Origin of the sequence: Barnesiella sp. B2-R-119, from assembly GCF_023656675.1 — a bacterium.
Taxonomy (GTDB): Bacteria; Bacteroidota; Bacteroidia; order Bacteroidales; family Barnesiellaceae; genus Barnesiella; species Barnesiella intestinihominis.
The window spans coordinates 423,346-450,164 of sequence record NZ_JAMOKL010000003.1; the positions used below are offsets into that span (position 1 = coordinate 423,346).

Below are 26,819 nucleotides of genomic sequence, written 5' to 3' on the forward strand. Positions count from 1 at the left end.
GCAATCGGTTAAAGCATACTGCAAAAATAACGTTTCCCGGTTTCTTTACCTACATTTGTATAGGATAAAATACCAGAGTATTTTTGTAGGCATAGTCAAGCCGAAAATGTAATTTTCGCTTGCCTCTGCGCTCTCCTTTCACTATATTTGCAACAAATACGAAGGCAAACAACGGTTATTTCCAACCACCCGACCCTTTGCACTATGTGCCGCCTCTCCTATATTTTGCCTTGCAAAACACAGAGGAAGAGACTAAACCCGGGGATACCTTGCTCTGTTTGCACAAAGACTGTTAAAACAAATTGACGATGGAACCGATAGAGGCACTGAACCGACCGATAAAAGAGAGTCACAAATACATCTTGGCGATGTATGCCGACGGTTCGTATCTGTATATTTTATTACAACACACGGAGAATCGTGACGAAATCGTAACGGAACGTTTACCGCTGACCTCAGAAAAGGGAGTTCTTTCTATCGAAGAGGCTGTTTTCTCCCAACCCATATTGACCCGTCCGTTCGAGAAAGTCTTTTTCATAGCCGACTCTCCTCGGTTTATCTTTATCCCCGACGCATTCGCTTCGACGGAGGACAATCCTCTCTATTTCGATTTTTGTTTTCCAGACAGCGAGGGAACTTTGATTTCGGCCGACCTACCTCAAACGGGAGCGAAAATACTTTTCGACCTGAACACAGAGCTGTCGTCTTTCGTGAAACGCACGTTGGACCGCCCCGTACTGCTACACAGGTTGGCTCCGGCGTGCGAATACTTTTTCAGAAAAAGCCGATTGGGATATACGTCTAAAATGTATGTTCACTGGGAAACCGACCATATCGATTTGTTTTGTTTCAACCAACAGGGCTTCCTGCTATCCAACAGTTTTCGCATACGCCATATCAACGACGGTATATATTATCTATTAAACGCTTGGAAACAATTGGGATTCCATGCCGGAGAAGACGAACTGTCCTTGTCCGGGGACCATGAGAATCTCCGACAAAATGTTATCCCGGCTCTTCGGAAAAATTTGTCTTATATCACCTTGACGAAGTTCCCTTCCCACGCTCTCACCGGGAACGAGAATCTGCCGTTACCTCTGCGCCTAATATCCGTCTACATGCGATAACCCGACACCGCCGTATCCCGTAAAACAAAAAAATGCTTTCGGGATTCGGTCGAACCCCGAAAGCATCTCTAACCTAATCTCCCAAAAAGCCTATAATTCGAATTTATACATACGAGCCAATCGCAACTGATACTCATATTCCAAAGAGAGTTTATTCTCAAAAGCTTCATAAAGTTGCGTAGCATCTACCAAGTACTCCACCATCGAGATCTTGCCGGATGCCAAAGCCTTCTGTAACAATTCAAAATTATTCTGCCGAGTCAACAGCTCATATCTCTCCCGATTATCTTTCAATGCAACTGCTTCGTTATAGGAAGACTGCAACGCCGCCAACGTCTGCAACTCCTTGTTATTAACGGTGAAAGAACCGGCCACCGCTTGTGCTTTGGCTATCTTTACTTTCTTGCGATTGGCAAACAAAGGAATGGAAACACCCACGGACAATCCGTTGAAACGCTCGCCCAATTCGTAGGCATGACGATAGCCCAGCTCGAACTTCGGCAACCAGCCTGCCCGGTTGAGAGAAACCTCCTTACCGGCAATCTGGTTTTCCTGCCGCAACATTTGTAATTCGGGATCGGATTGCAACGCCTGTTCTTTCAAGTCATCGAACGATGCCGGCAACTCCCTATCGGAATATTCCGTCAGAGCCGACTCCGCCAAGTTCAACGGCTCACCGCCATTCAACGCCTGCAACTGCGCCAGACAAGCGGCCAGTTCATTCCGGCGTTGTATATTGCTCGTCGTAATATTCAACTGCTCGATTTCGATTTTATTCACGTCCAGAATATTGGCATCGCCAGAGGTCAGCCGTTCACGATATAGTTTGACCAACTCGTCGGCGGCAGCTTGCCTCTCGTTTCCCAACCGAATACAACGATTCAAATAGATCACCTGCAAACACAGCTCCTTTGCCTGCAACAATATTTGTTGTCGCAAAACAGCCTGCTGCCCATCGTACAAAGTACGTTTCAAATTCCCTATTTTATTCCGCTGAACATATAGCGAAGGAAAATCGAACGACTGGGAAACCGAAATATCGTACTTGCGGTCTTTGGCATTGTCGGCTCCCCATAAATGTTCGAACTCGAAGTTAGGGTCTTCCAACGTGTTCTGTGAAGATACTTCGGCTTTCTGACTCAAAACGATTTGAGTCCCGGCTTTCAATTCGGGATTGTTCGTTTCGATAGAAGCCAATATATCCGCCATATTATTTTGTGCTCCTATATTCGCAACAGCGAATACAAAAAGACATAAAAAGCTATTTCTCATCGATTTTCTTTTTTACGGTTCATAATCCAATAAACAACCGGAACGACAAAAGCATTGAGGAAAGTCGAAGTTATCAATCCTCCTAAAATGACTTTTGCCATAGGGCTTTGTATTTCATTCCCCGGCAAATCACCACCCAAAGCCAAAGGAATGAGTGCAAGAGCCGATGTAAGTGCCGTCATCAATATGGGGTTCAACCGGTCGAGCGAACCTCTTAAAATGGTATCGTGCAACGAATTACCTTCGGACAGCATCGTATTATAGTGCGAAACCAACAACATACCGTTACGCGTGGCGATTCCGAAAAGAGAAATAAATCCGATAATAGCCGGTATACTTATCTCTCCGGTCGTAAAGCGCAAGATAAACACGCCTCCGATAAGTGCTAACGGAAGATTCAGCAAAATGACCGCCGACTGCGATACGCTTCGGAACTGATTGTATAACAACAAGAATACAACCAGCAAGGAAAAAAGCGAAACGAACGAAAGCGTACGAGAAGCTGCCGCCTCGCTTTCAAACTGTCCTCCATACTCGATGAAATAACCTTCGGGAAGCACCACGGTTTCATCGATACGTTCCCTTATATCGTCCACTACACTACGCAAATCGCGGTCGCTGACATTGGCCGATATGACAATCTTACGTTTCACATTCTCCCTATTAATCGTATTGGGTCCCGTGGCGGACTTGATTTCCGCCAAATAACTCAATGGAACTTTCCCGTCCTGGGTATCGACCATCAAATCTCCTATCTTGGCCGCCGAAGAACGTTCATCGTCTTTTACTTTTACCGTCAAATCGAATGTGCGGCTTCCTTCGTACACCTGCGACACAACCTCGCCAGCCAATGCGACATCGATAAATTCGGCGAATTCGGACAGCGATACACCATAACGAGCAAGCATTTCCCTACGCGGAGTGATTTTCAATTGCGGGCGTTCGATTTGTTGCTCCACGTTCAAATCGACCACTCCATCGATTGCCGAAATATTCTTCTTAATCTGATTGCCCAACATAAACATGCGGTTCAAATCATCGCCGAAAAGTTTAATGGCAATACGTGCCTGAGTACCGGAAAGCATAGCGTCGATACGGTGAGAAATGGGTTGTCCAATCTCGATATTCACCCCCGGAATCACCGACAGTTTTTTGCGTACATCGGCAACGACCTCGGCATGCGAACGGTCTCCCAATACAAAGGGGGCTTCTATCTCGGAGGTATTCACGCCCAAAGCATGTTCATCGAGTTCGGCACGCCCCGTCTTCCGGGCGACAGTCTGTATCTCGGGAACTTCAAGTAGAAGTTCTTCTGCCCGACGACCGATATTGTCCGATTCCTCCAACGAGATACCGGGCAAAGTGCTCACGTTGATTGTAAATGAACCTTCATTAAAAGGAGGCAAGAAACTACGTCCCAACGTGAAAAAGGTAATCATGGCAGCCACAAACAGGGCGATAGTTCCGCCCAACACACCGGTACGGTGACGCAGCGCCCACTCCAAAGCTTGCCCATAATATTTTTTCAAAGTACGGGCGACAAACGGTTCACGACTAATATCCTTATCAGTCTTTCCTTTGCCCAACAGATAGCTGCACAGTACCGGTGTCAACGTCAATGCAACGACAGTCGATGCAAACAACGCGACGATAAAAGCAATACCGAGGGGCACGAGCATGCGGCCTTCCATGCCGGTCAAGAAAAAGAGCGGAATAAAAGTGACAATAATGATTAATGTAGAATTGAGAATAGGCATACGCACCTCGCGCGAGGCTTCGAACACGACTTCGACAATCGGCTTCCGTTGTCCCGGCGGTAACAGTCGATTTTCCCGCAGATGTTTATATACATTCTCCACATCGACAATGGCATCATCGACCAAAGATCCTATGGCTATGGCCATACCACCGAGGCTCATCGTATTGATGGTCAACCCCATAAAATGGAGCGCCAATATAGAGAACAGTAAAGACAACGGCAAAGCGACCAACGAAATGAGCGTCGTACGCACATTCATCAAGAAGAAAAACAGAACGATCACTACGAATATAGCCCCTTCGTATAAGGACTTTTGTACATTGTTTATGGAACTTTCGATAAAATGAGACTGACGGAATATATCGGTCGAAACCGTGACATCGGCCGGCATATTTTTCTGTAACTCGTCCATCGAAGAAAGCAGTTTTTCCGTGAGGTCGAGAGTACTCGTATTGGGCTGCTTGGTAACTGTCAGCAAAACGGCAGGATTGGCCCGAACCGAAGCCGTACCCAATTTAGGGGCTTTGTCTCCTATCTTCACCTCGGCAACGTCGCCCATCAACACAGGAACGCCATCGACCCGTTTTACCACGGCTTTGGCAATCGCATCGACGTCGGTCGTAGCGACAGCTCCCCGTACAATGTATTCATTGCCATATTCATACAAAATACCTCCGTTGGCATTCCGGTTCATCTCACGAGCAGCATTGAGAACCTCGTCCAATGTGACACCGTACTGTTTCATACGGGGCAAGTCCAAAAGAATCTGGTATTCCTTCATCTCGCCGCCGATAACCGTAACCTGCGCCACACCGCCGATAGAAAGCAAGCGGGGACGGATAGTCCAATCGGCCAACGTGCGCAAATCTCTCAAAGATGTAGAATCGGACGTCAGACCGATAATCATCATCTCGCCAAGAATAGAGGATTGAGGGCCTAATGTGGGAGTTCCCACTCCCTCGGGCAAACTTTCACCCACGACAGCCAATTTCTCGGAAGTAATCTGCCGTGCCCGATAAATATCGGTTCCCCAATCGAATTCCACCCAAACCACCGAAAACCCGGTCGTCGAGGAGGAACGTACCCTACGCACATCGGTCGCTCCGTTCAATGCGGTTTCTACGGGGAAGGTCACCAACCGTTCCACCTCCTCGGGCGCCATACCCGGAGCCTCGGTCATGACGACTACCGTAGGAGCATTCAAATCGGGAAAGACATCGACGTCCATTTTCATAGATGTGTACAATCCCGCAAAAAGTAACAATACAGATGCCACTAAAATCAGCAGCCGATTGTTCAAAGAATATCGGATAATTTTATTCAACATGGCTGTAATGTATTAGTGGTTGTGCGAATGGCCTTCGGGAATCACTCCGCTATTGGCGGCGAGTTTTACCTGATAGACACCCCGTGTAACGACTTGGTCGCCTTCGTGCAAACCGGACAATATTCTCACATTCTCGCCATCGGAATTTCCGACTGTAACTTCTTGCTTTTTATACCCTTCTTCGTCTAAACGCAAATAGACGAAATAGAGCCCTTGTTCCTCGGTTAGTGCCGAAACAGGAACCACGATCGCATTATCGATCGATGCCGTCAACAAAAAGACTTCTATGTAGGCTCCGGGAACTATCTCGCCCTTATTGTCCAATTCGAAAACCACGGGGATATAAGCACCTCCTGCCAAAGTGCCCTTTCCGTAACTCAATAATCGTCCGTTCAACCGAGAAAGCTCATATACCCGGTCGTCATAAGGTGTCTTGAAATTGGCCGAAACAACCGCCGGCAATTCCTTATAATAACGTTGAGGAACTTCGGCCCGCAATTGTAAACGTTTATTTTGCGAAAGGGTCATCAGCGGTTGTCCCATCTCTACAAAATCACCGTCTTTCACCATGATATTTTTCAAATAACCTCCCATAGGGGCTTTCACGGCACTGCCCGACTTTCCTCCGCCAATGGCTTCATAAGCCAATTTCGCCGTCTCATAGTCTTTATATATCTGTTCGTATTCCTGTCGGGAAATAATCTGATCCTTTACCAGCTCCTGAGCACGCTCATAGGTCTTGCGAGCAGTTTCGTAATCGATATAAGCCCGTTTAGCCGGATCTCCGGTAGCCATCTTCTCGGCAGAAACATTCAACAACACACTGCCTTTGGCGACCGAACTACCGTCGGTAATATGTTTACCGGCCAATGAAACCACACCGGCAACCGGCGAAACAACGGTTACTTCATCTCCCTGCGCAGCCAATAAAGTTCCCGAGCAAGAAATAACGCCGTGAAATTTTTCGGGACGGATAGTCTTGGTCGTTAAACCTATGGCTTCGGCCTCGGCTTTTTTCAAAATTATCTCGTCGCTATGTTCTTCGGCGTCATGGTCATGACCTTCGTGTTCGTCGTGATTATGATCATGAGCTTCTATATGATCGCTATGTTGATGCTCATGTTCATCACTGTGAGAAGAAGACGAACCCGAACACCCCCAGAATATATAAGTGAAAAGAATTGAGAATATAATATTTCGTTTCATAGGTATAATTAATTATGGAATAAATAATAGTTAGCGGTTCGGATACAAAAATACCGAACGAATTTTCTCTTATGGAATTAAGAGATATTTATACCTATGCGACGGGAGGAGCCCGCAGCCCCAACGTTTTAAGAAAAGTAAATGTATGCAGCCGCTCGATGTAAATACCGAAACAGGGAGATACCTCCAAACTGTCGATAACGAAATCGGGCAACATAGCCCACGTCCCCAACAAAATTTTTACCGGGGCAAACTTTAATGTAAGATATTGATTTAAAGAAACTGTATCGACCGGAGCCTTATATGCAAACCAACTACAACCGCTGCAATCGCCAGCCTTTTCGGGGACATCGGACGAATGGGTATCTCCCGACTCTGCGGCATCGATTACCCAGCAGATCATACCATTCTCATGATGGTGATGAGGAATCACCGTCGAAAAAACAGCCAGACAACCGGCCAAACAAACGAATAGTATTTTCAGTTTTTTCGCCCACATAAGACTTAATCTTGCAGACAAAGGTAAGGGAGATTATTTCAGAGGAGTTATACGGTCCTTTCTTTTTTAGAAAATTTAAATATTCGACTTTATCCAACGGGAAATACATTCCGCTATCCCCTATTCGTCCAAGTCGTCATCTTCGAAATCGAAATCAAAATCGAATCCATCATCGGCATACTCCGATTCGAGGAATTGCTTCATTTGACGACCGTCTCTTTTCGTCGGTCGTCCCAATCCTTTTTGGCGATTGACAAAACCTCCTATACGCACCATTTCGAGCAATTCGTATTGTTCCGTCGGAGTGATATTCTCCAAATACCCGGGAACTAATTTTGCCCCCATACGATTTTCAGAGAGAGCCAAAACTCGAAAAGAATATGTTACAGGCGGTTTTCTCACTTGTATGACATCGCCAACTTTGATCATTCTGGAAGGTTTCACCGCAACTCCGTCGAGCATTACCCTTCCCTTTTTACAGGCTTCGGTCGCTATGGTACGAGTTTTAAAAATGCGGGTAGCCCACATGAATTTATCAATTCTTACCTCGTCTTTCGCCATATCTGCTATTTATTGTTATATTGATTCATAGTTTGCTGCACGCCGGCTAAACAAAAACTCTTGATAATCTCGCCGGCTCGTTCCAACTTTTCGGGGAGTTGCTTCTCCTCTTCCGGAGGAAAAGATCCTAAAACGAACTCTATTTGTCCCCCTCGCGGAAAATCATTCCCTATACCGAATCGAAGACGGGCATAGCATTGTGTACCCAATATTTCGCAAATATGTTTCAATCCATTATGACCGGCATCGCTGCCTTTGGGTTTCAATCTCAATGTACCGAACGGCAAAGCCAAATCGTCTACGACGACAAGCATATTCTCCACCGGTATATTTTCTTTTTGCAACCAGTACCGAACCGCATTTCCGCTCAAATTCATATAGGTCGAAGGTTTCAACAAAACCAACACACGTCCTTTTAACCGAAGTTCGCATGTAGCACCGTAACGTCCATCGGTAAAAACGAGATTGGACGCCTTAGCTAAGGCGTCCAATACTCTGAATCCTATGTTATGCCGGGTATTCTCGTATTCATAACCGATATTCCCCAACCCTACAATCAGATATTTCATCAATAAAACAGGTTTATCGATCGTTATTTAGCGGCAGCTTGCGCACCACGAGCGGCACGAGTCAAGTTAACCGCACAAACCACGGCATTCTTGGCGTTCATCAATTCCAAACCTTCGAAATGGAGTTCTCCCACTTGCAAGGTTTTACCCAATCCCAAATTGTCGATATTGATTACCAAACGTTCGGGGATATTGGAATAGATGGCTTTTACTTTCAGTTTTCTCATCGACAAACTCAATTTACCACCGGCACGTACACCTTCGGAGTGTCCTTCGAGTTGAACCGGAACTTCCATAACAACGGGTTTCTTATCCGATACTTCCAAGAAATCCATATGCAGAATAGCATCGGTCACAGGGTGGAATTGCAAATCTTTCAATACCGCCATCTTTTTTTCACCATCGATAGTCAACTCGACTGCAAAAATATCGGGAGTATAAACCAATTTACGAACGGCATCCTTAGTCACAGTGAAATCGGTAACGATAATACCTTTTTTACCACCGGGAAGTTCTACCAACTTTTCACAGGGTTTGAGCGCTCCTTGATAAGGCAATTCTACCAACTCGCCACCATTCAGCACTGCGGGAATCAATCCTTGCTTACGCAAACCTTTTACTGCTTTCTTGCCCAAATCGGTACGGGCCGTACCATTTAATTGAAATGTTTTCATCGTTGTGTTGTTTTGTGTTACTCAAAATTAAGCTTTCACTGCTCCTTAATTTCCCATCACACGGAATTTTCAAAAAGCGGGGCAAAGTTAACATTTTATTTTCTTACCCACAAGCCTTTACGAAATTATTCCTCTCGAAACAAAAAATCGGGGAAGCGTTTTTTCTCCGCTCTCCTTTCGCTATCTTTGTCACTATGAAGATAGGTGCGGTTCGGCATAGCCAAATCGGAAATAGAATTTCCGTTTGTCTTTACACTCACCTTTTTGTATCTTTGCAATTCATAATAAAGAATTTAAACACACCAACCACCATGAAAGGAAAAATCTTGGTTACCGGAGGAACGGGATACATCGGGTCTCATTCCACAGTAGAACTGCAAAATGCAGGTTACGAAGTTGTCATCATCGACAATCTATCCAACTCTAACATCGAAGTACTCGACGGAATCGAACGTATCACAGGCAAACGTCCTACGTTCGTTCAAGCCGACTGTACCGATATGGAGGCTTTGCGCCAACTTTTTAAAGAGAATCCCGGAATAAAAGGGATCATACATTTCGCGGCGAGCAAAGCAGTGGGCGAATCGGTTCAAAAACCTTTGCTCTATTACCGCAACAATCTAATGTCTCTTGTTAATTTATTAACTTTAATGCCGGAATATGGCGTAGAAGGAATCGTATTTTCATCGTCTTGTACCGTTTACGGACAACCGGACGTTTTACCGGTAGACGAATCGGCTCCTATCAAACCCGCCTTATCGCCCTACGGCAATACCAAACAGATTTGCGAAGAAATCATTAAAGATACCATTCATGCCAACGCTCCTTTCAAATCGATCATTCTCCGTTATTTCAACCCGATAGGGGCACACCCGACCGCCGAAATAGGAGAACTGCCCAACGGCGTTCCCCAAAACCTTATCCCATACTTGACCCAAACCGCCATCGGTATTCGCAAAGAATTGAGCGTATTCGGCGACGATTATCATACTCCCGACGGTTCTTGCATTCGCGATTACATCAACGTCGTAGATCTTGCAAAAGCCCATGTGACAGCCATGAATCGTATGCTTGAAAATAAATCGCCCGAAGCTATCGAGATATTCAACCTCGGTACGGGGCGAGGGGTTTCCGTGCTCGAACTAATTTCTGCATTTGAAAAAGCTACGGGGGTAAAAGTTCCTCACAAAATAGTAGGACGCCGAGAAGGCGATATAGAACAAGTGTGGGCTAACCCTGAAAGAGCGAATAAAGTTCTAGGCTGGACAGCACAAGAAAGCATCGAAGACACGCTTGCTTCTGCATGGAAATGGCAATTGAAATTACGCGAAAGAGGTATTATGTAATGTACAATCATCTATCTTTCTAAAAAACAGAGCCTTTAATAAAGGCTCTGTTTTTTGTTTCTATCAAAGTTATCAGACAAGAAATATCCCTCTGTCTTATTGCATTATATTGCTTTTGCGAGTATGAAGATAGGCTGCGGTTCGGCATAGTCAAATCGGAAATGGAATTTCCGTTTGCCTCTGCACTCGCCTTTCGCTATCTTTGCCTTAAACAGAAATAAGAAAATATGCCGGAGGTATGTAGATTCTTTGGAATTATAATCAGTTTATAAATGCATCAACGACCCAAAATCCAGTATAACAACAATAAATAATTATTTTATATCTCTTTCGTCAAGCTAAACTCCTTATCGGCAAATAATTCGGCTAACCCGGATATTTGTTTAAACCGTAATAATTCGTCCTTATCCATACCAATATTCCGCATAATCCAGCTATCGGACATACCGGCTTTCGTCAACTCCGAAACAATTTCGCACATCAATTCGATACAATGCGTACCTCTCGCCCTATTATGCCGTATGGTAGAAGCCATTCTGTTCGAAAGGTCTTTATCTATCACCACCACCGGCAACAAACCCTTTTCCCTGTCATATATACGCTTGGAGGTTTTCATAACTTTATAGCGATGAAACCCGTCGACCAGTTCATACTGGTCTTTCTCCGGAATATAATAACACACACAGGGCATCGTATATCCGTCCTCCCAAATAGAAAGTTCGAGTAATTTCATCTCGGGCGGAGCAACAATATTCGGATTATACGTATTGGCGACCACTTTTTCCACGGGAACAGCAATCACATTGTAAACCGGACTTTTATACTCTTCCATTTTTCAAATCAATGCTTTATATTTTTCCATCACTCGTTCTTTTTGTTCTTTCTCGGCCTTATTCAAAGAAAAGCCCATGTATTTGCATGCATGATCGTTTTTAAGAATACATATACACATGCGTTTAAATGTGGGGAGTTCTTTAAATTCGGGGATATCGATATCGTCTAAATATTCCATTCGTACAGGTTTTTTCTCGGTCCTGTAATTGGAATGGTCGCCCACGGTAATAGGAATTCCCATCTTTTCCAGCTTTCGAATGGTTTCATCTGCCAGACACCCCCCTTTATCCCGCCAGAAGTTCATACTCACCGACAATTTTCGCTGGTAATTTTTACGAGTACTTTCCGGAAGCGTTTTCAACAAAAAATCCAAATATCCTTCCCATGTCATATTGGGTGGAAGTTTGATAGAATGCCAGCCCATCATAGATGTATTCCCATACAATCCGGCAAAATTCACCCCATTGACCCGACTTACCATTTTCCCCCACATATCCGGGTCTATCGCACGATACAACCGGAGGCTCGATATGGCTTGCGATATAAACGGGCTGGCCACCCTTTGCTTATCCAACGGAACCCCGGCTCGATAGTAGAGATCGTACAACTTATTATAATCCCAATGATACCGGCCGTTAGCGACCCACACGTCGGTCGTCAGCCAATCGTGTATGGGATAGGCATTGCAAATGCCATATTTCATCTCACGAATCCACTTCAAACCTTTATACTTCCTGTAATTCTTATCGCTATGAATCGTGCGCCAACGATTGAAACTTTCTTGTGTGCGAATGCCGATGAGACAACAAGTCCTGCGAGCTGCATTCCGCTTGTGCAACCATTCGGCGAACTTAATCTGAAACTCATAGTCCCATAAATCATCTGTATAAAAATCGAAGTCTTCTTTCGTATAACAGTTTTCTGGTTTTTCTCTTACCCATAACGGGCGCATAGAGTCCTCCCACGGGCGCCAATAGTTTTGATACATCGAAGCACACGTCGCAACCTTGAACGGGACGCAAATCCTATATACATCTAATATATCGGAATTAGATGCCAATACTCTGTCTACATAACGCGTCGTCTCCTCATATTGGACTTCATAGTCGATATGAAATACCCCCAATCTACGATTCAATTTATTCTGGCGAATATAATCGATACATAAATTAAGAAGCACACCGCTATCTTTTCCTCCCGAAAAAGAAACATACACATTATCAAAATCGGAAAATATCCGATTCAATCGCTCCAAAACGACTTCATACACACTGCTTCTCAGATTCCCCATTTGCCTCATACACCATTTTTACATACAATTTCCACGTTTTCAATTCAGAAAATCCACACGCCCGAAAGGCATCAACATGCCGAACATGAGAAATCGCATAAAGAGTGCAGTCTTGGGCAAACTCTTCTTTCGCTTTTTCGATAAGAGAAGTCAACAATTCGGAAGAATCTCCCGCCAAATAGTAATTATCGATACAAGCTCCCGCAGTTTTTCTTTCAACAGGCATAAAACCTTTTACCTCGCCTCGTTCCAAAGCGATAAACCAAAGGTGTTTACGAGAGGTTTTAAACGGATAATTATTGTTCTGACGAATAATGGGAACACTCATAACTAACGGCGCAACAAGGGCATATAGCCGCGCATCTGTCCCCGGCAATTTTTCTACTATCATGGTGGAGCATTTTTGTGATTCATTCGAAACATAACATCGGTATGTTCCAAATGCCTCTATCTTATTTTAGTCACAAAAATAAAAAAAGAATGAATATATACAGCAACAAAAATGTCACAATTTCACTATAACAATAATATATAAAATACGATTTATCGTTATTCTATGGGCAAACCGTACATTTAAAATGTTTTAGAACATATCCATTTATATTTTTCACAACACCTAAAAACCTGTCGCGAACAAATTTTTCCACTTAAAAATCATACCTGTCTTATTCCCCTTGTAATCTTTGTTTATTCACAAAAAATTTTTATCTTTACCCATAATTATAAAACTTTCTTAAATAATCGTTTTCTTAAATTAGAAATATTCCAATTTAAGAATTATTCTAATTACATTTGTACCAGAATTAAAAACACATCAAAAACAAAGAATGCTATGAGTAGTATTAAAGGAACAAAAACAGAACAGAACTTATTGAAAGCTTTCGCCGGAGAATCGCAAGCTCGTACTCGTTACACTTTTTTTGCCAGCGTAGCAAAAAAAGAAGGTTATGAACAAATCAGCGCCATTTTCATGGAAACAGCCGAACAGGAAAAAGAACATGCCAAAAAGTTCTTTAAATTTCTCGAAGGTGGTATGGTCGAAATCACAGCCTCCTACCCTGCCGGCGTAATCGGAACAACCGCTGAAAACCTGAAAGCGGCAGCAGAAGGTGAAAACGAAGAGTGGGTAGATCTTTATCCCGAATTTGCCAAAATCGCCGACGAAGAAGGATTCCCCGCTATCGCACACACATTCCGTAACGTCTCCAAAGTAGAAGAAGAACACGAGAAACGCTATCGCAAACTGTTATCAAACATCGAAAACGGAACCGTATTCTCCGACAGCGAAGAAATCGAATGGCAATGCCGCAACTGCGGATATGTGTTCCGTGGCAAAAAAGCGCCCGAAGTATGTCCCGCATGCGCTCACCCGCAAGCCTTCTTCGAACGCAAGAAAAACAACTATTAAAATTCAGTTTCAAAAATCTAAAAACAACCTATCGGTCTGCCCTTATCGGGTAGACCGATATTCTTTAATTATGGATATTACAGCATTACGAAACCTCACCTACGGGCTATATGCCGTAGGCACTAATGACAACGGCCGCCCTACGGGGTGTATCATAAATACTTGTTTTCAAGTAACCAGTGAAAATCCCATTGTCGCTATTTCCATGAACAAAAACAATTATACCCACGATATAATCGTACGACATGGAAAATTCAGCTTAGCTATTCTCGCAGAAGAAAGCGACACATCTTTAATCACTACTTTCGGGTTTCAATGCGGCCGAGACCGAAACAAATACACAAATTACGATTATGAGTGGCAAAACGATGTCCCCATCTTATCAGGGAAATTTTCAGGACATATTATCTGCGAGGTATTGCACATTGCCGACAACGAAACTCACGACGTAATTTTTGCCCGCGTCCTCAATACCATTCCCGACAATGGTACTCCTATGACTTATGCCTACTATCACCATGTAATTAAAGGAAAAGCTCCCAAAAACGCACCGACCTACATCAAGGAGGAAAATGTTTCCCCAGAAGATCCAAAACCAAACTCCGGGAAAAAGTACGTTTGCGAAGTATGCGGATACATTCACGAAAGAGAATTGCCAGACGATTTCAAATGTCCGGTCTGTCAAGCACCGAGGAGTTGTTTCAAAGAAATTTGATTTACTATGAACCAAATTCCCGATCAAAAGTTCTATTTTCAATCGGGAATTTTTACTGTTTCAAAAGATAGGAACCACCGAGAACCCAATCTAATTCACCAAACTTGCTTTGGCTTATAGTTTACACTATCTTTGCATAAAATACAAAACAGACGATATTATCTTTTATTAGAACTTTTAATCTTTACACAATGGATTTTATAATCGACAATCATCTGCAAGGCCTCGTTATTGGAATCTGCACATTTCTAATCATCGGAATGTTCCACCCCATAGTCGTCAAAGCCGAATACTATTGGAGTACTCGTTGTTGGTGGTTATTTTTATTTTTGGGGATAGCAGGCGTGATATCGTCTCTATGCATCGAAAATGTAGTTATATCGTCCTTGTTGGGTGTTTTTGCCTTTTCTTCTTTTTGGTCGATTAAAGAAATCTTCGAACAAGAAAAACGCGTGCAAAAGGGCTGGTTTCCCAAAAATCCTAAGCGGACTTACAAATTTTAAAGAGCATACCCATCATATTTAACGCCTTATCCTATACAATACTACAAAAAAGAGCTATCTTTGCAAGAGATATAAATAGATGCCACACCGGCATAATCGATTGAAACATATCGATTTGCAAGACATTCTATTTTTAGATAGTGTTGTTATGAAGTATCTTTACGCAGTCTTTTTCGCGTTAGTATTCAGTGGCTTCGTCCTTCCAACGGCCGTAGCTCAAACAACTATGGAGAAAGAGATCTGGAAGATCGACGACAACCGTCAAAATGAACCCGTCCAAGAAGCCCCCATAGAGGTTTCGAGCAAGGACGGAAGCATTTATATTCGTACCCCACGCAAAGCACAAGTAGTAGTCTACACGATATTAGGACAGATCGTAACCGACCGGACCATCAATCCCGGCCTCTCTGAATTAAAAATAGGTGTCCGAGGTATTTATTTAGTTAAAATAGAGGGACAAACACAAAAGATTGCTCTTTAATATATCCTTTTTACTTCAAATCGATATTACAAAAATAAAACCTTAAACATTGTTTCAATATTTCATGAAATAGTTTAACTTTGTCCCTATAAAGTTAAACTTAAAAACCGAAACAATGGAAAGTATCGATTGGTCAAACCTGTCATTCGGCTATATGCCTACCGATTATAATGTACGGTGTATTTACAAAGACGGGAAATGGGGCGACATTACAGTTACCAGCTCACAAACATTCGAAATACACATGGCAGCCACTTGCCTTCATTACGGACAAGAGGCATTCGAAGGAATGAAAGCCTTTCGGGGTAAAGACGGAAAAATCCGCATTTTCCGTATGGACGAGAATGCAGCTCGCTTGCAAAGTTCCTGCCGGGGAATCATGATGCCCGAACTGCCCACAGAGAAGTTTAACGAAGCCATACTAACCGTAGTCAAGAAGAACGAAAGGTTCGTACCTCCCTACGAAAGCGGAGCTTCACTCTATATACGCCCATTACTAATAGGAACATCGGCACAGGTAGGAGTCAAACCGGCCAAAGAATATTTGTTCATCGTCTTCGTATCTCCGGTAGGTCCTTATTTCAAAGAGGGTTTCAAACCTACCCCTATGGCGATACTCCGTCAATACGACCGCGCCGCTCCACTCGGAACAGGACGCTACAAAGTAGGAGGAAATTACGCAGCCAGTTTAGTGGCCGGTGAAAAAGCCCATGAACTGGGATATTCCGCCGTACTCTATCTGGACGCCAAAGAGAAAAAATATATCGACGAATGCGGTCCGGCTAACTTCTTCGGCATTCGGGGAAACAGCTATATCACCCCGAAATCGACGTCCATTCTCCCTTCAATCACCAACAAAAGCCTCATGCAACTTGCCGAGGACATGGGCATGACGGTAGAAGTACGACAAATACCGGAAGATGAAATCGGGACATTCGACGAAGCGGGAGCTTGTGGAACAGCTGCCGTCATCAGTCCTATCGCCCGTATAGACGACCTTGATGAAAACAAATCGTATATTTTCTCCAAAGACGGTAAACCCGGACCTATTTGCGAAAAGCTATACAATAAGTTACGCGCTATACAATATGGCGACGAACCCGATACTCACAAATGGATTACTATCGTAGAATAACTACAAGATTATACAACGGCAGCCCGGAGAGACACTCTTTCGGGCTGTCGCTTTTATAACACATTTTTTCAGTGACAACCATGAATATCCAACAAATCTTCGAAAAATACTATCAACCCGGAACGCCTCTTTATAACAGCGTATGGTCCCATAGCAAACTGGTTGCCGAAAAAGCCCTGAAACTAGCCCAAGCCCACCCGGAATTAAATATCGATTCGGACTTTGTTTACGAAGCCGCCATGCTTCACGACATCGGCGTATACCTTACCCATGCTCCTTCGATTTACTGTACAGGAGAAGAGCCCTATATCCGTCACGGCATTATAGGAGCCGAACTTCTTCGAAATGAAGGATATCCCAAACACGCTCTCGTTTGTGAACGACACACAGGAACCGGACTGACGGTCGATGACATCGTCTCCCAAAACCTCCCGCTTCCACACCGTGACATGTGCCCTATAAGTCTCGAAGAAAAACTCGTTTGCTTCGCCGACAAGTTTTATTCGAAATCTACTCCCGACCAAGAAAAACCGTTCGATAAAGTTCGTAAAAGCGTTGCTAAATATGGCGATGCGTCTCTACACCGTTTCGACGAAATGGCCACTCTGTTTTTATAGAAACCTACACAATCAATAAAAGGAAGATACTCTGAACATTGAATAAAATATATTAAATAAAGCCCAAACGCCGATAAGTCATGGAAAATGTGTATTTTTGCGAGTTGATTACAGATTAACAGCCGGATGCCAAAAGACAGCAAAAAATACGCTATACTTTTATCTCTTCTATGCTCCTCACTGTTTGTGTCGCTCATCGCACAAGACAGGCATCCGTCTTATAGCGAAGTGACTTCACTCGATTCCACCACGAGCAAAGATAGTGCTACTTTATTATCAAATAAACCGATAACACTTTTAGACAGTATTTCCAAAGATTCGTTACAATCGGATTCGTTAGGAGTCGATTCGCTTGCCAATGATTCTGTCACACCCAAGAAAAAGAAAGCCGGTTTGACTTCGGTTGTCGATTACAAGGCCAACGATTCTATCGTTTTCACCCACGGTAACGAGGTGTACATGTACGGAAAAGGGGTAGTACAGTTCGATGGCATGGAGCTCAATGCAGATCAAATCGAGATGAACATGGACAGTAGCTTAGTCTACGCCGTGGGTCGTCCCGACTCTGTGGGAGATATAGTGGGCCGTCCCGTTTTCAAGGATAAAAGCGGAGAGTACGAATCGGAAACCATGAATTATAATTTCAAGACAAAAAAGGGATATATTACCAATATTGTCACCCAACAAGGCGAAGGTTACTTGACAGGCGGACAAACAAAAAAAATGGAGAATGACGAATTCTACATGAAAAGCGGACGTTACACGACATGCGACAATCACGATCACCCGCACTTTTATCTGCAATTAACCCAAGCGAAAGTCCGTCCCAAAAAGAATATCGTAACGGGGCCGGCTTATATGGTACTGGCCGATGTTCCTCTTCCCCTCGCCATTCCGTTCGGCTTCTTCCCTTTCACCGAAAAATATTCATCGGGTATCATCGTTCCCACTTTCGGAGACGAACTGGCACGAGGATTTTATTTGCGTGACGGCGGTTATTATTTTGCCATCAACGATTACATAGACCTTGCACTGACCGGTGAAATTTACACAAAAGGTTCATGGGGTATCAACGCTCGTTCGGCTTATATCAAACGATACAAATATTCCGGTAACTTCGATTTGAGTTTCATCACAACCATTACCGGAGATAAAGGGTTGCCAGACTATTCAAAGATGAAAAACTTCAAAATAGCATGGACCCATACCCAAGACACTAAAAACAACCCTAACATGTCGTTATCGGCAAGCGTTAATTTCACAACCAGCGGATATACCCGAAACGATTTAAATAGCTATTACAATTCCAACAGCTTTACCGAAAACACCAAAAGTTCTACGGTAAACATGACCTACCGTATTCCTAACTCGTCATGGAGTTTTTCGGCAACCGCCAATATCACTCAACGTACGCAAGACTCGACACTAAATGTTTCTTTCCCCAATTTAACCGTGTCAATGGGGCAAATTTATCCATTCAAACGGAAATCGGTCGTGGGCAATGAACGATGGTATGAAAAAATACAAATGTCGTATAGCGGTCGTTTCCAAAACTCGATTCTCACCAAGCAAGACCAGATACTTAAATCGAATCTGATTAAAGACTGGCGAAACGGTATGTATCACAACATTCCCATATCGGCGACTTTCAATGTGTTCAAATATCTCAACCTGACTGCCAGCTTCAACTTTACCGACCGTATGTACACCAACAAAGTTATGAGAGAATGGGATACTCAACAGTCAAAAATAGTTCAAGACACGACCTACGGATTTTACAACGTATTTAATTATTACGGTTCGTTAAGCGCAGATACCAAACTGTACGGATTCTACAAACCGTGGAAAATATTCGGCGACAAAGTACAGGCCATACGACACATTTTCACTCCATCTATATCGTTCAGCGCCGCCCCCGATTTCAGTTCTCCCCGATATGGTTTTTGGAAAACACTTTCCTACGTAAACGAACGAGGAGAAACGGTGACCGAAAAATATTCTCCTTTCTCAAACGGAATATTCGGCACAGTGTCACAAGGGAAACAAGGAACAGTATCGTTCTCGGTATCGAACAATTTGGAGATGAAGGTCAAATCGGACCGCGACTCGACAGGAGTTCGCAAAATATCCCTAATCGAAAACCTATCGGCCAATATGAGTTATAATATGGCCGCGGACTCCATGAAATGGAGTAACCTAAACACCTCAATACTCATTAAACTAACCAAAGGGTTTAACCTACAAATGAGTGCGACATGGGATACCTATACTTATCAATTGGACAGTTACGGAAACCCTGTACGAGTGAACAAACCCCGGTGGACCGTAGGCAAGGGATTAGGCCGTTTGTCCAGTACAGGAACATCTTTCTCCTATACCTTCAACAACGATACTTTTAAAAAGAAGGACAAGAAAAAAAACGACAACAAACAGCCTCAACCACAACCCAATACACTGCCACCCGACCCGAATGAAGAGCCGGAAGACGATACAGCCTCGGAAGAATCGGACACACAATTCGGGGCCGACGGTTATGCGATTTGGGAGGTCCCGTGGAGTCTATCTATCAACTATTCGGTCAATTACGGATATGGGTCTTTCAACAAAAAGAAAATGGAATATAACGGCCGGTTTACCCAAAACCTAAGTTTTTCGGGGAATATCAACTTTACGAAAAACTGGTCTTTTAACTTCTCGGCCAGCTATGATTTCGACGCCAAGAAAATTGCCTATATGAACTGTAACATCACCCGAGACTTGCATTGCTGGTCGATGAGTGCCAGTTTCGTCCCTGTGGGACCTTACAAATCATACAATTTCCACATTAGCGTGAAATCGTCTTTATTGCAAGACCTCAAATATGACAAACGAGGAAACTCTTACAGCCGACTCGACTGGTATTAAACCCGGTCGCATTTGTCGCAACCCGTAAAAACCAACACATTTATAAGCTATTCAACCAATAACCATGCAAACCGACAACGATCTTATACTCGACCATTTGAACGACCCGATATTTCATCTCATCGGTGAAGTCGCCGATGAGATGAATCGCCCGTGTTTCGTCATCGGAGGATATGTACGCGATATTTTTCTGGACCGACCGTCCAAAGACATCGACATCGTAACCTTAGGCAGCGGTATAGAACTCGCCGAGGCTGTAACGACCAAACTGGGGAAACGGGCCCACCTGTCGACATTTCGGAACTTCGGAACAGCACAAGTAAAATACAGTGACCAGAAAGAAAATATAGAGATAGAATTTGTCGGAGCTCGAAAAGAGTCATACAGCCATGACTCGCGTAAACCGATAGTCGAAGACGGAAGCCTGCAAGACGACCAGAACCGAAGAGACTTCACCATCAATGCTTTGGCTCTTTGCCTGAACAAAGAGCATTGGGGCATGCTCGTAGATCCATTCGACGGCATGAACGATCTGAAAAAGGGAATTATTCGCACCCCCCTCGATCCTGACATTACATTCAGCGACGACCCCTTACGCATGATGCGTGCTATCAGATTTGCCACTCAGCTAAATTTCCACATCGAGAAAGAGACATTCGCAGCCATCGAACGAAACCGAAAACGAATCGAAATCATTTCGAAAGAACGCATCATCGACGAACTCGGCAAAATCATACGTTCGGATATTCCCTCTCGGGGATTTATTTTATTAGACGACTGTAAACTGCTGCCTATCATTTTTCCCGAAGTCGCCGCACTCAAAGGAACAGAAACAATCGAAGGACGAGGACATAAAGACAATTTTTATCATTCGCTCGCCGTCCTCGACAATGTGGCACTGCGCAGCCGCAACGAATGGTTACGTTGGGCTGCACTACTCCACGACATCGGGAAACCACGTACCAAACGCTATGATTCCCGCTTGGGTTGGACATTCCACAATCACAATTTCATAGGAGAAAAAATGATTCCCGGTATTTTCCGCAAAATGAAACTACCACTCAATGAGAAGATGAAATACGTACAGAAACTCGTAGGATTGCACATGAGACCTATCGTCCTCGCCGAAGAAGTCGTTACCGACTCGGCCGTAAGAAGACTCTTGTTCGATGCCGGCGATGACATAGACGATTTGATGCTTCTTTGCGAATCGGATATTACCTCCAAAAACAGAGAAAAGGTGAAACGATTCCGCGACAATTTCGAATTGGTGCGAACCAAACTGCGAGAAATAGAAGAAAAAGACAGCATACGTAATATGAAGCTCCCGATACGGGGAGAAGAAATCATGGAAACCTTCGGGTTACCGCCGTCCCGTCCCGTAGGTGAAATTTTATCGGCTATCAAAGAAGCCATACTCGACGGAAAAATTCCCAATGAATATGAACCGGCACGACTTTTTATGCTGGAAACCGCTGCAACAATGAATTTATTTCCGACAAAGAAATAATATAATATCAATTTTGCCGCAAATACAACACCAATAGCATACAAACAGATACATTTTTATCATTTTTATTGTGAAGTGGAAGTTTTTATAAGAAAATGCTTTCATTTTACGTATTTTGTATTATCTTTGCAACGAAATCAAAGAGAAAGATTACATATTTATAGAGACTTTCCAAAACTCAAAAAACATACTTATCAATGAAAACAACAGAAGTATTGAGCGAATTAAAACGCCGTTTCCCTAACGAACCGGAGTACCACCAAGCTGTGGAAGAAGTGTTATCGACTATCGAAGATGTGTATAACGAACATCCCGAATTCGATCGTTACAACCTGATCGAACGGTTGTGCATTCCCGATAGAATGTTTTCATTTCGGGTAACTTGGGTCGATGACAAAGGTCAAGTCCATACCAATATGGGATATCGTATCCAACACAATAACGCCATCGGTCCGTATAAAGGAGGCATCCGTTTTCACTCATCGGTCAATCCTTCGATCTTGAAATTCCTTGCTTTTGAACAAACCTTCAAAAATGCCTTGACTACTTTACCTATGGGCGGAGGAAAAGGCGGATCGGATTTCAACCCCAAAGGGAAATCGGACATGGAAATCATGCGATTCTGCCAAGCATTCGTTACCGAACTTTGGCGGCATATAGGCCCGGATACCGACGTACCCGCCGGTGATATAGGAGTAGGCGGTCGGGAAGTAAGCTACATGTATGGTATGTATAAAAAGCTGGCCCGCGAAAATACCGGGACATTCACCGGAAAAGGTCTTGAATTCGGAGGCTCACTTATTCGCCCGGAAGCCACAGGATATGGAAATGTATATTTCCTACTCGAAATGCTTAAAACCAAAGGAATAGATATTAAAGGGAAAGTAGTCACCGTATCGGGGTCGGGAAATGTCGCTCAATATACGGTGCAAAAACTTATCTCCCTCGGAGCCAAAGTTGTCACCATGTCCGATAGCGACGGTTATATCTACGATCCAGACGGAATCGATGAAAAGAAACTGGCTTACATCTTCGAACTGAAAAACCTCTATCGAGGACGTATTCGTGAATATGCCGAAGAATATGGCTGTAAATACGTAGAAGGAGGACGTCCGTGGGGAGAAAAATGCGACATAGCCATGCCTAGCGCAACACAGAACGAGCTAGATGGCGACGACGCCCGTACCTTGCTTGCCAACGGCTGTTTCGCCGTTTCGGAAGGTGCAAATATGCCTTCTACTCCCGAAGCTATCGAACAATTCCTCGCAGCCAAAATTTTATATGCTCCGGGTAAAGCCGCCAATGCAGGAGGTGTCTCGGTAAGCGGATTGGAAATGACACAAAACTCAATGAAAATAAGCTGGACAGCCGAAGAGGTAGACCAAAAACTGAAACAAATCATGCACGATATTCATGAACAGTGTACCCGCTACGGTAAAGAAAGCGACTCTTATACCAATTATGTGAAAGGAGCCAATATCGCCGGCTTCATGAAAGTAGCCAAAGCGATGATGGCACAAGGGATATTGTAAACAAGTAGATTTGCCAACCGACATGAAACTGAGAGTGTGTTTTACGAACACACTCTCAGTTTTATTTTTAATATCTTACTTAAAATTATCCTCCGGCCTCTTTTCCCGTCATTATTCAAACATCAGAATCACCTAAGCATAATATTCCTCCTTATAAAAAGTTTCTATAAAAAATATTATCTTCGCTATTCAAAACAAATCTAATTATGGCAAAGCAGCCCTATATTCAATCGCCGCTTAATTATATTGGAGGAAAATATAAAATACTTCCGCAAATATTACCACTATTTCCCAGTCGAATACGAACATTCGTCGACTTGTTTTGCGGAGGATGTAATGTAGGCATTAACGTTTCTGCCGATAGAACGATTTTCAATGACAATATTTCGTATTTGATAGATTTGTACAGAAAATTTAATGACACTCCTGTACAAGAAACGATGGATTATATCGAGCAGAGAATATCGGAATTTCAGTTATCGTTGACAAATGAAAATGGATATAGAGAATTGCGTAGGATATATAACGAACAGAAAAATCCATTGGATTTATTTGTCTTGACAGCTTATTCATTCAATCATCAGATCCGATTTAATAACTCTCACGAATTTAACATTCCGTTCGGTCGGGAACGTAGCCATTTCAACTCTACTATGAAATCCAATTTATATACTTTTCTAGATAGATTGCATACGAAAGATTTTATTTTTTCATGTACCGATTTCGACAAATTCGATTTTTCCGAATTATCAGAGAACGACTTTGTCTATTGTGATCCTCCTTATCTCATAACGACAGGAACATATAATGATGGAAAGAGAGGCTTTACCGGTTGGAACGAAAAGCAGGAATGCAAACTATTGAAAATATTAGACATGTTACATGAACGGGGTATCTCTTTTGCTCTTTCGAATGTCCTTATTCATAGAGGACGGAGAAATACTACTTTGTTAGAATGGATAGAGCATAGAGGGTACACAATTACTTATTTAAATAAAAATTATGCGAATTCCAACTATCAGATAATCGACCGTGAGAGCAAAAGCGAAGAAGTATTGATAACGAATTATCACCATGAAATACAGCAAGGAGTTTTATTTGAATGAGATATATAGGGAATAAGGAAAATGTAATACCTCGTATGTATGAAATATTGATACATAAAGGTATAGCAGGGAGGAGTTTATTTGATTTCTTTTCGGGAACAACCAGTGTATCTAAATTTTACAAACGATTGGGATATACAGTATCGTCTTCTGATTTTATGTATTTTTCATATTGTTTGCAAAAAGCCTATATTGAAAATAATTCCACGCCGACATTCGAGCGACTACTACCTTTACCGCCTTTGAAATCATGTGCGAGCCCACTTGATCGGGTTATTGCATACTTGAACGAATTAGAACCAGAGGAAGGTTTTATTTATAATAATTATACTCCCGAAGGAACTTCTCATTTATCTCAGCCGAGAATGTATTTCAGCAATGAAAATGGAAAAAAAATAGATACTATCCGCCAACAGATTGAACGATGGAAAAATGATAATTTGCTTTTGGGAAACGAGTACTACATTCTTCTCGCCAGTCTTATAGAAACAGTTTCATTTTATGCGAATGTCGCAGGTGTTTATGCGGCATTTCAAAAAAAATGGGACCCGAGAGCAATCAAACCGTTCATATTGAGACCCATTGAAATTATTTCGAATAGACAGGAAAATAGAGCGTATCATGCCGATTCAATGAAAATTTTAAACCAAATAAACACAGATATTTTATATTTAGATCCGCCTTATAACGAGCGTCAATATGCTCCGAATTACCATATACTAGAAACAATCGCCCGATATGATAACCCAGAAATTCGGGGAGTGACCGGCATGCGAAACTATGATAGCCAAAAGTCTCGCTTCTGTAAAGCCTCTACTGCCTTAGAAGATTTGGATAAGGTGGCTCGGATTGCCACCTACGAATATCTCGTTTTGAGCTATAACTCAGAGGGCATTATGCCACAACACAATATTCTTGATGTATTGTCGCAATATGGCGAAGTGGAATTGGAACAATTTGAATATCTGCGATTTAAAAGCAATAATAATGGATTATCTAAAACAAAGAAGCATATTTGGGAACAATTATACATTTTGAGGAGGCTATGAATGCGAAAAATTTGTGGATATTGACCGAAGAGAGGCCTAAAAAAGAGGTCTTAAAAACAATTTTCGAATATTTTGCGAAAGATCATCAATGCGGATTTTTCGGAGATACATTGAGAATTATTCCTATACTGAACGAAAAACACGAGTTCGCTTTTATTTATGAAGTTGTCGGTTTTACTTGTGCGAAAGTTAATCGGGTCTTTATAAAAACGATTTCGGGATATTCAAGTTTTGTGGATTTCCTCATTTTCTATCAAGATGCAATGCCCGTACAAACAGATACCCCTATTTATGCGATTGAAGAGACAAAAACCGATGATAAGGAAAGCCGGAATACCGGAGTATTCCAAAGATGTACTAAATTTGTTTTTGTAAAGCATTACTATCCTTCTGTCAAGATGATCATGCTATATGCCTTACAGGTTGAACAAAAGAAAGAACCTACACAAACCTATATCTTTGGGACTCGGCTTTTACTAACTTTCGGAGTAGAAATTCTTGGAAAAATATTAAATCCGAATGTGTTCAAACCTTTCACTTCGATCAATGACATTATAGCATTCAAACAAAACATGCGAAAAGCTCCCAAAGGGAACGTCCCGATTATGTTATTTAAAGAAAACGATAAAATTTCCATTTCTGGGAGACTATACAAGAATAAAGGCCTTTCACATGACCCTAATATAGGTGCATTAAGTATTTTATCCGCAATCTTGCGAATGTTGGGTTGGACAAGAAAAATAGAAATAATCCGGCACGGATTATTACCACAACATGTAGGAGTGAGGAATAAATTCATACAAGTGGCTAATCTATTAAAGATCAAATTGGAAAACCTCGAAATTCCTCAAACCAACATGCCTGAATTCTATTGGAAATACGATACAACAGGTGAGAAGTTAGGAACTATTTTCATTCATATTATCGTTGAGAATTTCACAGAGGGGTATTCTATATTCGAGAATCACGCCGGATGCGAAAAAGGCTACTTTATGAAATCCGATGGCACGCCTATACCATTGGCAAAATATAATGACCGGAAAAAATATAAAGAGGGAGATAAAAAAGAGAAAATTGCTATCCCCGATTTAGTCTTGATCGATATATCTGAAAACGAAACGATTACAATCGAAGGCAAAAAATACCAGTTTAGGCAACAGGGAATAAGAGAATTGGAAGATTATGATTCTTTTGAAAAGCGATATTTAAAATATTATTATCCCGATTATAAAGTAGTGCGAACTGTCGTACTATACGGAAGCCGAGAAGAACGAATCATAGAAACCCAAATCGGATTTCTTCTGAATAAAGATGGAAAATTGGTTTTGGGAATACAAGCTCCTTTATTATTTCGTCGGGCTATTGCTCACTTGTTGGATTATTGGAATTGATTA

The 26,819-nt window shown here is 42.6% G+C and carries 25 protein-coding genes; 14 read left to right on the top strand and 11 right to left on the bottom strand.

Annotated features, from left to right (window positions below; all coding sequences use genetic code 11):
- Positions 1 to 308 precede the first annotated feature (308 nt).
- Positions 309 to 1,127 (top strand): DUF3822 family protein, encoded by an 819-nt coding sequence (locus NBH06_RS08095; RefSeq protein WP_250793679.1) that lies wholly within the window; start codon positions 309 to 311, stop codon positions 1,125 to 1,127.
- A 90-nt stretch (positions 1,128 to 1,217) separates the two neighbouring features.
- Here the strand turns inward: NBH06_RS08095 and NBH06_RS08100 are convergent, their stop codons facing one another.
- The 8 genes from NBH06_RS08100 to NBH06_RS13560 all read right to left on the bottom strand — a co-directional run bounded on the left by NBH06_RS08100 (position 1,218) and on the right by NBH06_RS13560 (position 9,254).
- On the bottom strand, positions 1,218 to 2,399 hold the full coding sequence (locus tag NBH06_RS08100; RefSeq protein ID WP_250793681.1) for a TolC family protein: 1,182 nt from the start codon (positions 2,397 to 2,399) through the stop codon (positions 1,218 to 1,220).
- Positions 2,396 to 5,485 (bottom strand): efflux RND transporter permease subunit, encoded by a 3,090-nt coding sequence (locus NBH06_RS08105; protein ID WP_021890913.1) that lies wholly within the window; start codon positions 5,483 to 5,485, stop codon positions 2,396 to 2,398. Before NBH06_RS08105 ends, NBH06_RS08100 begins: the two co-directional genes overlap by 4 nt.
- Positions 5,486 to 5,497: 12 nt before the next feature.
- A complete protein-coding gene (locus tag NBH06_RS08110) occupies positions 5,498 to 6,691 on the bottom strand; it encodes an efflux RND transporter periplasmic adaptor subunit (RefSeq protein WP_250793683.1) in 1,194 nt (397 codons plus the stop codon).
- Positions 6,692 to 6,785: 94 nt separating this feature from the next.
- The gene (locus NBH06_RS08115) at positions 6,786 to 7,190 is read right to left on the bottom strand and encodes a DUF6769 family protein (protein WP_250793685.1); all 405 of its coding nucleotides are present in this window, start codon (positions 7,188 to 7,190) and stop codon (positions 6,786 to 6,788) included.
- 120 nt (positions 7,191 to 7,310) lie between these two features.
- A complete protein-coding gene (locus NBH06_RS08120) occupies positions 7,311 to 7,751 on the bottom strand; it encodes an RNA-binding S4 domain-containing protein (protein WP_046415167.1) in 441 nt (146 codons plus the stop codon).
- Positions 7,752 to 7,756: 5 nt separating this feature from the next.
- Positions 7,757 to 8,320 (bottom strand): aminoacyl-tRNA hydrolase, encoded by a 564-nt coding sequence (gene pth / locus NBH06_RS08125; RefSeq protein WP_008862766.1) that lies wholly within the window; start codon positions 8,318 to 8,320, stop codon positions 7,757 to 7,759.
- Positions 8,321 to 8,343: 23 nt separating this feature from the next.
- Complete coding sequence (locus NBH06_RS08130) at positions 8,344 to 8,994, bottom strand: 50S ribosomal protein L25/general stress protein Ctc (protein WP_008862767.1); 651 nt, start codon at positions 8,992 to 8,994, stop codon at positions 8,344 to 8,346.
- A gap of 125 nt (positions 8,995 to 9,119) precedes the next feature.
- Positions 9,120 to 9,254, bottom strand: a complete 135-nt coding sequence (locus NBH06_RS13560) for a hypothetical protein (protein ID WP_262893686.1) — start codon at positions 9,252 to 9,254, stop codon at positions 9,120 to 9,122.
- Between the two features lie 51 nt (positions 9,255 to 9,305).
- Between NBH06_RS13560 and galE the strand changes: the two genes are divergently transcribed.
- Positions 9,306 to 10,340, top strand: coding sequence for a UDP-glucose 4-epimerase GalE (gene galE / locus NBH06_RS08135; RefSeq protein ID WP_155013007.1), 1,035 nt, complete (start codon positions 9,306 to 9,308; stop codon positions 10,338 to 10,340).
- Positions 10,341 to 10,659: 319 nt separating this feature from the next.
- Here galE and NBH06_RS08140 read toward each other — a convergent pair whose 3' ends face one another.
- The 3 genes from NBH06_RS08140 to NBH06_RS08150 are packed head-to-tail and all read right to left on the bottom strand — an operon-like array spanning position 10,660 to position 12,856.
- Positions 10,660 to 11,172, bottom strand: coding sequence for an IbrB-like domain-containing protein (locus tag NBH06_RS08140; protein ID WP_021890919.1), 513 nt, complete (start codon positions 11,170 to 11,172; stop codon positions 10,660 to 10,662).
- 3 nt (positions 11,173 to 11,175) lie between these two features.
- The gene (locus tag NBH06_RS08145; RefSeq protein ID WP_502800949.1) at positions 11,176 to 12,465 is read right to left on the bottom strand and encodes a DUF3440 domain-containing protein; all 1,290 of its coding nucleotides are present in this window, start codon (positions 12,463 to 12,465) and stop codon (positions 11,176 to 11,178) included.
- Positions 12,437 to 12,856: a hypothetical protein gene (locus tag NBH06_RS08150; RefSeq protein WP_008862771.1), complete on the bottom strand. Its 420-nt coding sequence runs from the start codon at positions 12,854 to 12,856 to the stop codon at positions 12,437 to 12,439. Before NBH06_RS08150 ends, NBH06_RS08145 begins: the two co-directional genes overlap by 29 nt.
- Positions 12,857 to 13,297: 441 nt before the next feature.
- Between NBH06_RS08150 and rbr the strand changes: the two genes are divergently transcribed.
- The 12 genes from rbr (at position 13,298) to NBH06_RS08210 (ending at position 26,816) form a co-directional block, all read left to right on the top strand.
- The gene (gene rbr / locus NBH06_RS08155; protein WP_008862772.1) at positions 13,298 to 13,873 is read left to right on the top strand and encodes a rubrerythrin; all 576 of its coding nucleotides are present in this window, start codon (positions 13,298 to 13,300) and stop codon (positions 13,871 to 13,873) included.
- Positions 13,874 to 13,943: 70 nt separating this feature from the next.
- A complete protein-coding gene (locus tag NBH06_RS08160; RefSeq protein ID WP_250793695.1) occupies positions 13,944 to 14,588 on the top strand; it encodes a flavin reductase in 645 nt (214 codons plus the stop codon).
- 191 nt (positions 14,589 to 14,779) lie between these two features.
- Positions 14,780 to 15,091, top strand: a complete 312-nt coding sequence (locus NBH06_RS08165) for a DUF4491 family protein (protein WP_008862774.1) — start codon at positions 14,780 to 14,782, stop codon at positions 15,089 to 15,091.
- Positions 15,092 to 15,317: 226 nt separating this feature from the next.
- A complete protein-coding gene (locus NBH06_RS08170) occupies positions 15,318 to 15,572 on the top strand; it encodes a DUF6383 domain-containing protein (RefSeq protein WP_250793698.1) in 255 nt (84 codons plus the stop codon).
- An 88-nt stretch (positions 15,573 to 15,660) separates the two neighbouring features.
- Positions 15,661 to 16,707, top strand: coding sequence for a branched-chain amino acid aminotransferase (locus NBH06_RS08175; protein WP_262483666.1), 1,047 nt, complete (start codon positions 15,661 to 15,663; stop codon positions 16,705 to 16,707).
- Positions 16,708 to 16,787: 80 nt separating this feature from the next.
- A complete protein-coding gene (locus NBH06_RS08180) occupies positions 16,788 to 17,324 on the top strand; it encodes an HD domain-containing protein (protein ID WP_118686946.1) in 537 nt (178 codons plus the stop codon).
- A 126-nt stretch (positions 17,325 to 17,450) separates the two neighbouring features.
- On the top strand, positions 17,451 to 20,228 hold the full coding sequence (locus tag NBH06_RS08185; RefSeq protein ID WP_250793700.1) for a putative LPS assembly protein LptD: 2,778 nt from the start codon (positions 17,451 to 17,453) through the stop codon (positions 20,226 to 20,228).
- 64 nt (positions 20,229 to 20,292) lie between these two features.
- Entirely contained in the window at positions 20,293 to 21,738 is a 1,446-nt protein-coding gene (locus tag NBH06_RS08190) for a CCA tRNA nucleotidyltransferase (RefSeq protein WP_046412332.1), read from the top strand.
- Between the two features lie 197 nt (positions 21,739 to 21,935).
- The gene (locus NBH06_RS08195; RefSeq protein WP_008862780.1) at positions 21,936 to 23,270 is read left to right on the top strand and encodes an NADP-specific glutamate dehydrogenase; all 1,335 of its coding nucleotides are present in this window, start codon (positions 21,936 to 21,938) and stop codon (positions 23,268 to 23,270) included.
- A gap of 206 nt (positions 23,271 to 23,476) precedes the next feature.
- Positions 23,477 to 24,376, top strand: a complete 900-nt coding sequence (locus NBH06_RS08200; protein WP_008862781.1) for a Dam family site-specific DNA-(adenine-N6)-methyltransferase — start codon at positions 23,477 to 23,479, stop codon at positions 24,374 to 24,376.
- Positions 24,373 to 25,425, top strand: a complete 1,053-nt coding sequence (locus NBH06_RS08205) for a DNA adenine methylase (RefSeq protein ID WP_195329254.1) — start codon at positions 24,373 to 24,375, stop codon at positions 25,423 to 25,425. Before NBH06_RS08200 ends, NBH06_RS08205 begins: the two co-directional genes overlap by 4 nt.
- Positions 25,392 to 26,816 carry a hypothetical protein gene (locus NBH06_RS08210; RefSeq protein ID WP_250793704.1) on the top strand — a complete coding sequence of 475 codons (1,425 nt, stop codon included), beginning with the start codon at positions 25,392 to 25,394 and terminating at the stop codon, positions 26,814 to 26,816. Before NBH06_RS08205 ends, NBH06_RS08210 begins: the two co-directional genes overlap by 34 nt.
- The last annotated feature ends 3 nt before the right edge of the window (positions 26,817 to 26,819 follow it).

Excerpts from the sequence above, each read along its gene's own strand:
- NBH06_RS08095 (WP_250793679.1), top strand. The coding sequence starts at position 309 with ATGGAACCGATAGAGGCACTGAACCGACCGATAAAAGAGAGTCACAAA.
- NBH06_RS08100 (WP_250793681.1), bottom strand. The coding sequence starts at position 2,399 with ATGAGAAATAGCTTTTTATGTCTTTTTGTATTCGCTGTTGCGAATATA.
- NBH06_RS08105 (WP_021890913.1), bottom strand. The coding sequence starts at position 5,485 with ATGTTGAATAAAATTATCCGATATTCTTTGAACAATCGGCTGCTGATT.
- NBH06_RS08110 (WP_250793683.1), bottom strand. The coding sequence starts at position 6,691 with ATGAAACGAAATATTATATTCTCAATTCTTTTCACTTATATATTCTGG.
- NBH06_RS08115 (WP_250793685.1), bottom strand. The coding sequence starts at position 7,190 with ATGTGGGCGAAAAAACTGAAAATACTATTCGTTTGTTTGGCCGGTTGT.
- NBH06_RS08120 (WP_046415167.1), bottom strand. The coding sequence starts at position 7,751 with ATGGCGAAAGACGAGGTAAGAATTGATAAATTCATGTGGGCTACCCGC.
- pth (WP_008862766.1), bottom strand. The coding sequence starts at position 8,320 with ATGAAATATCTGATTGTAGGGTTGGGGAATATCGGTTATGAATACGAG.
- NBH06_RS08130 (WP_008862767.1), bottom strand. The coding sequence starts at position 8,994 with ATGAAAACATTTCAATTAAATGGTACGGCCCGTACCGATTTGGGCAAG.
- galE (WP_155013007.1), top strand. The coding sequence starts at position 9,306 with ATGAAAGGAAAAATCTTGGTTACCGGAGGAACGGGATACATCGGGTCT.
- NBH06_RS08140 (WP_021890919.1), bottom strand. The coding sequence starts at position 11,172 with ATGGAAGAGTATAAAAGTCCGGTTTACAATGTGATTGCTGTTCCCGTG.
- NBH06_RS08145 (WP_502800949.1), bottom strand. The coding sequence starts at position 12,465 with ATGGGGAATCTGAGAAGCAGTGTGTATGAAGTCGTTTTGGAGCGATTG.
- NBH06_RS08150 (WP_008862771.1), bottom strand. The coding sequence starts at position 12,856 with ATGATAGTAGAAAAATTGCCGGGGACAGATGCGCGGCTATATGCCCTT.
- rbr (WP_008862772.1), top strand. The coding sequence starts at position 13,298 with ATGAGTAGTATTAAAGGAACAAAAACAGAACAGAACTTATTGAAAGCT.
- NBH06_RS08160 (WP_250793695.1), top strand. The coding sequence starts at position 13,944 with ATGGATATTACAGCATTACGAAACCTCACCTACGGGCTATATGCCGTA.
- NBH06_RS08165 (WP_008862774.1), top strand. The coding sequence starts at position 14,780 with ATGGATTTTATAATCGACAATCATCTGCAAGGCCTCGTTATTGGAATC.
- NBH06_RS08170 (WP_250793698.1), top strand. The coding sequence starts at position 15,318 with ATGGAGAAAGAGATCTGGAAGATCGACGACAACCGTCAAAATGAACCC.
- NBH06_RS08180 (WP_118686946.1), top strand. The coding sequence starts at position 16,788 with ATGAATATCCAACAAATCTTCGAAAAATACTATCAACCCGGAACGCCT.
- NBH06_RS08185 (WP_250793700.1), top strand. The coding sequence starts at position 17,451 with ATGCCAAAAGACAGCAAAAAATACGCTATACTTTTATCTCTTCTATGC.
- NBH06_RS08190 (WP_046412332.1), top strand. The coding sequence starts at position 20,293 with ATGCAAACCGACAACGATCTTATACTCGACCATTTGAACGACCCGATA.
- NBH06_RS08195 (WP_008862780.1), top strand. The coding sequence starts at position 21,936 with ATGAAAACAACAGAAGTATTGAGCGAATTAAAACGCCGTTTCCCTAAC.
- NBH06_RS08200 (WP_008862781.1), top strand. The coding sequence starts at position 23,477 with ATGGCAAAGCAGCCCTATATTCAATCGCCGCTTAATTATATTGGAGGA.
- NBH06_RS08205 (WP_195329254.1), top strand. The coding sequence starts at position 24,373 with ATGAGATATATAGGGAATAAGGAAAATGTAATACCTCGTATGTATGAA.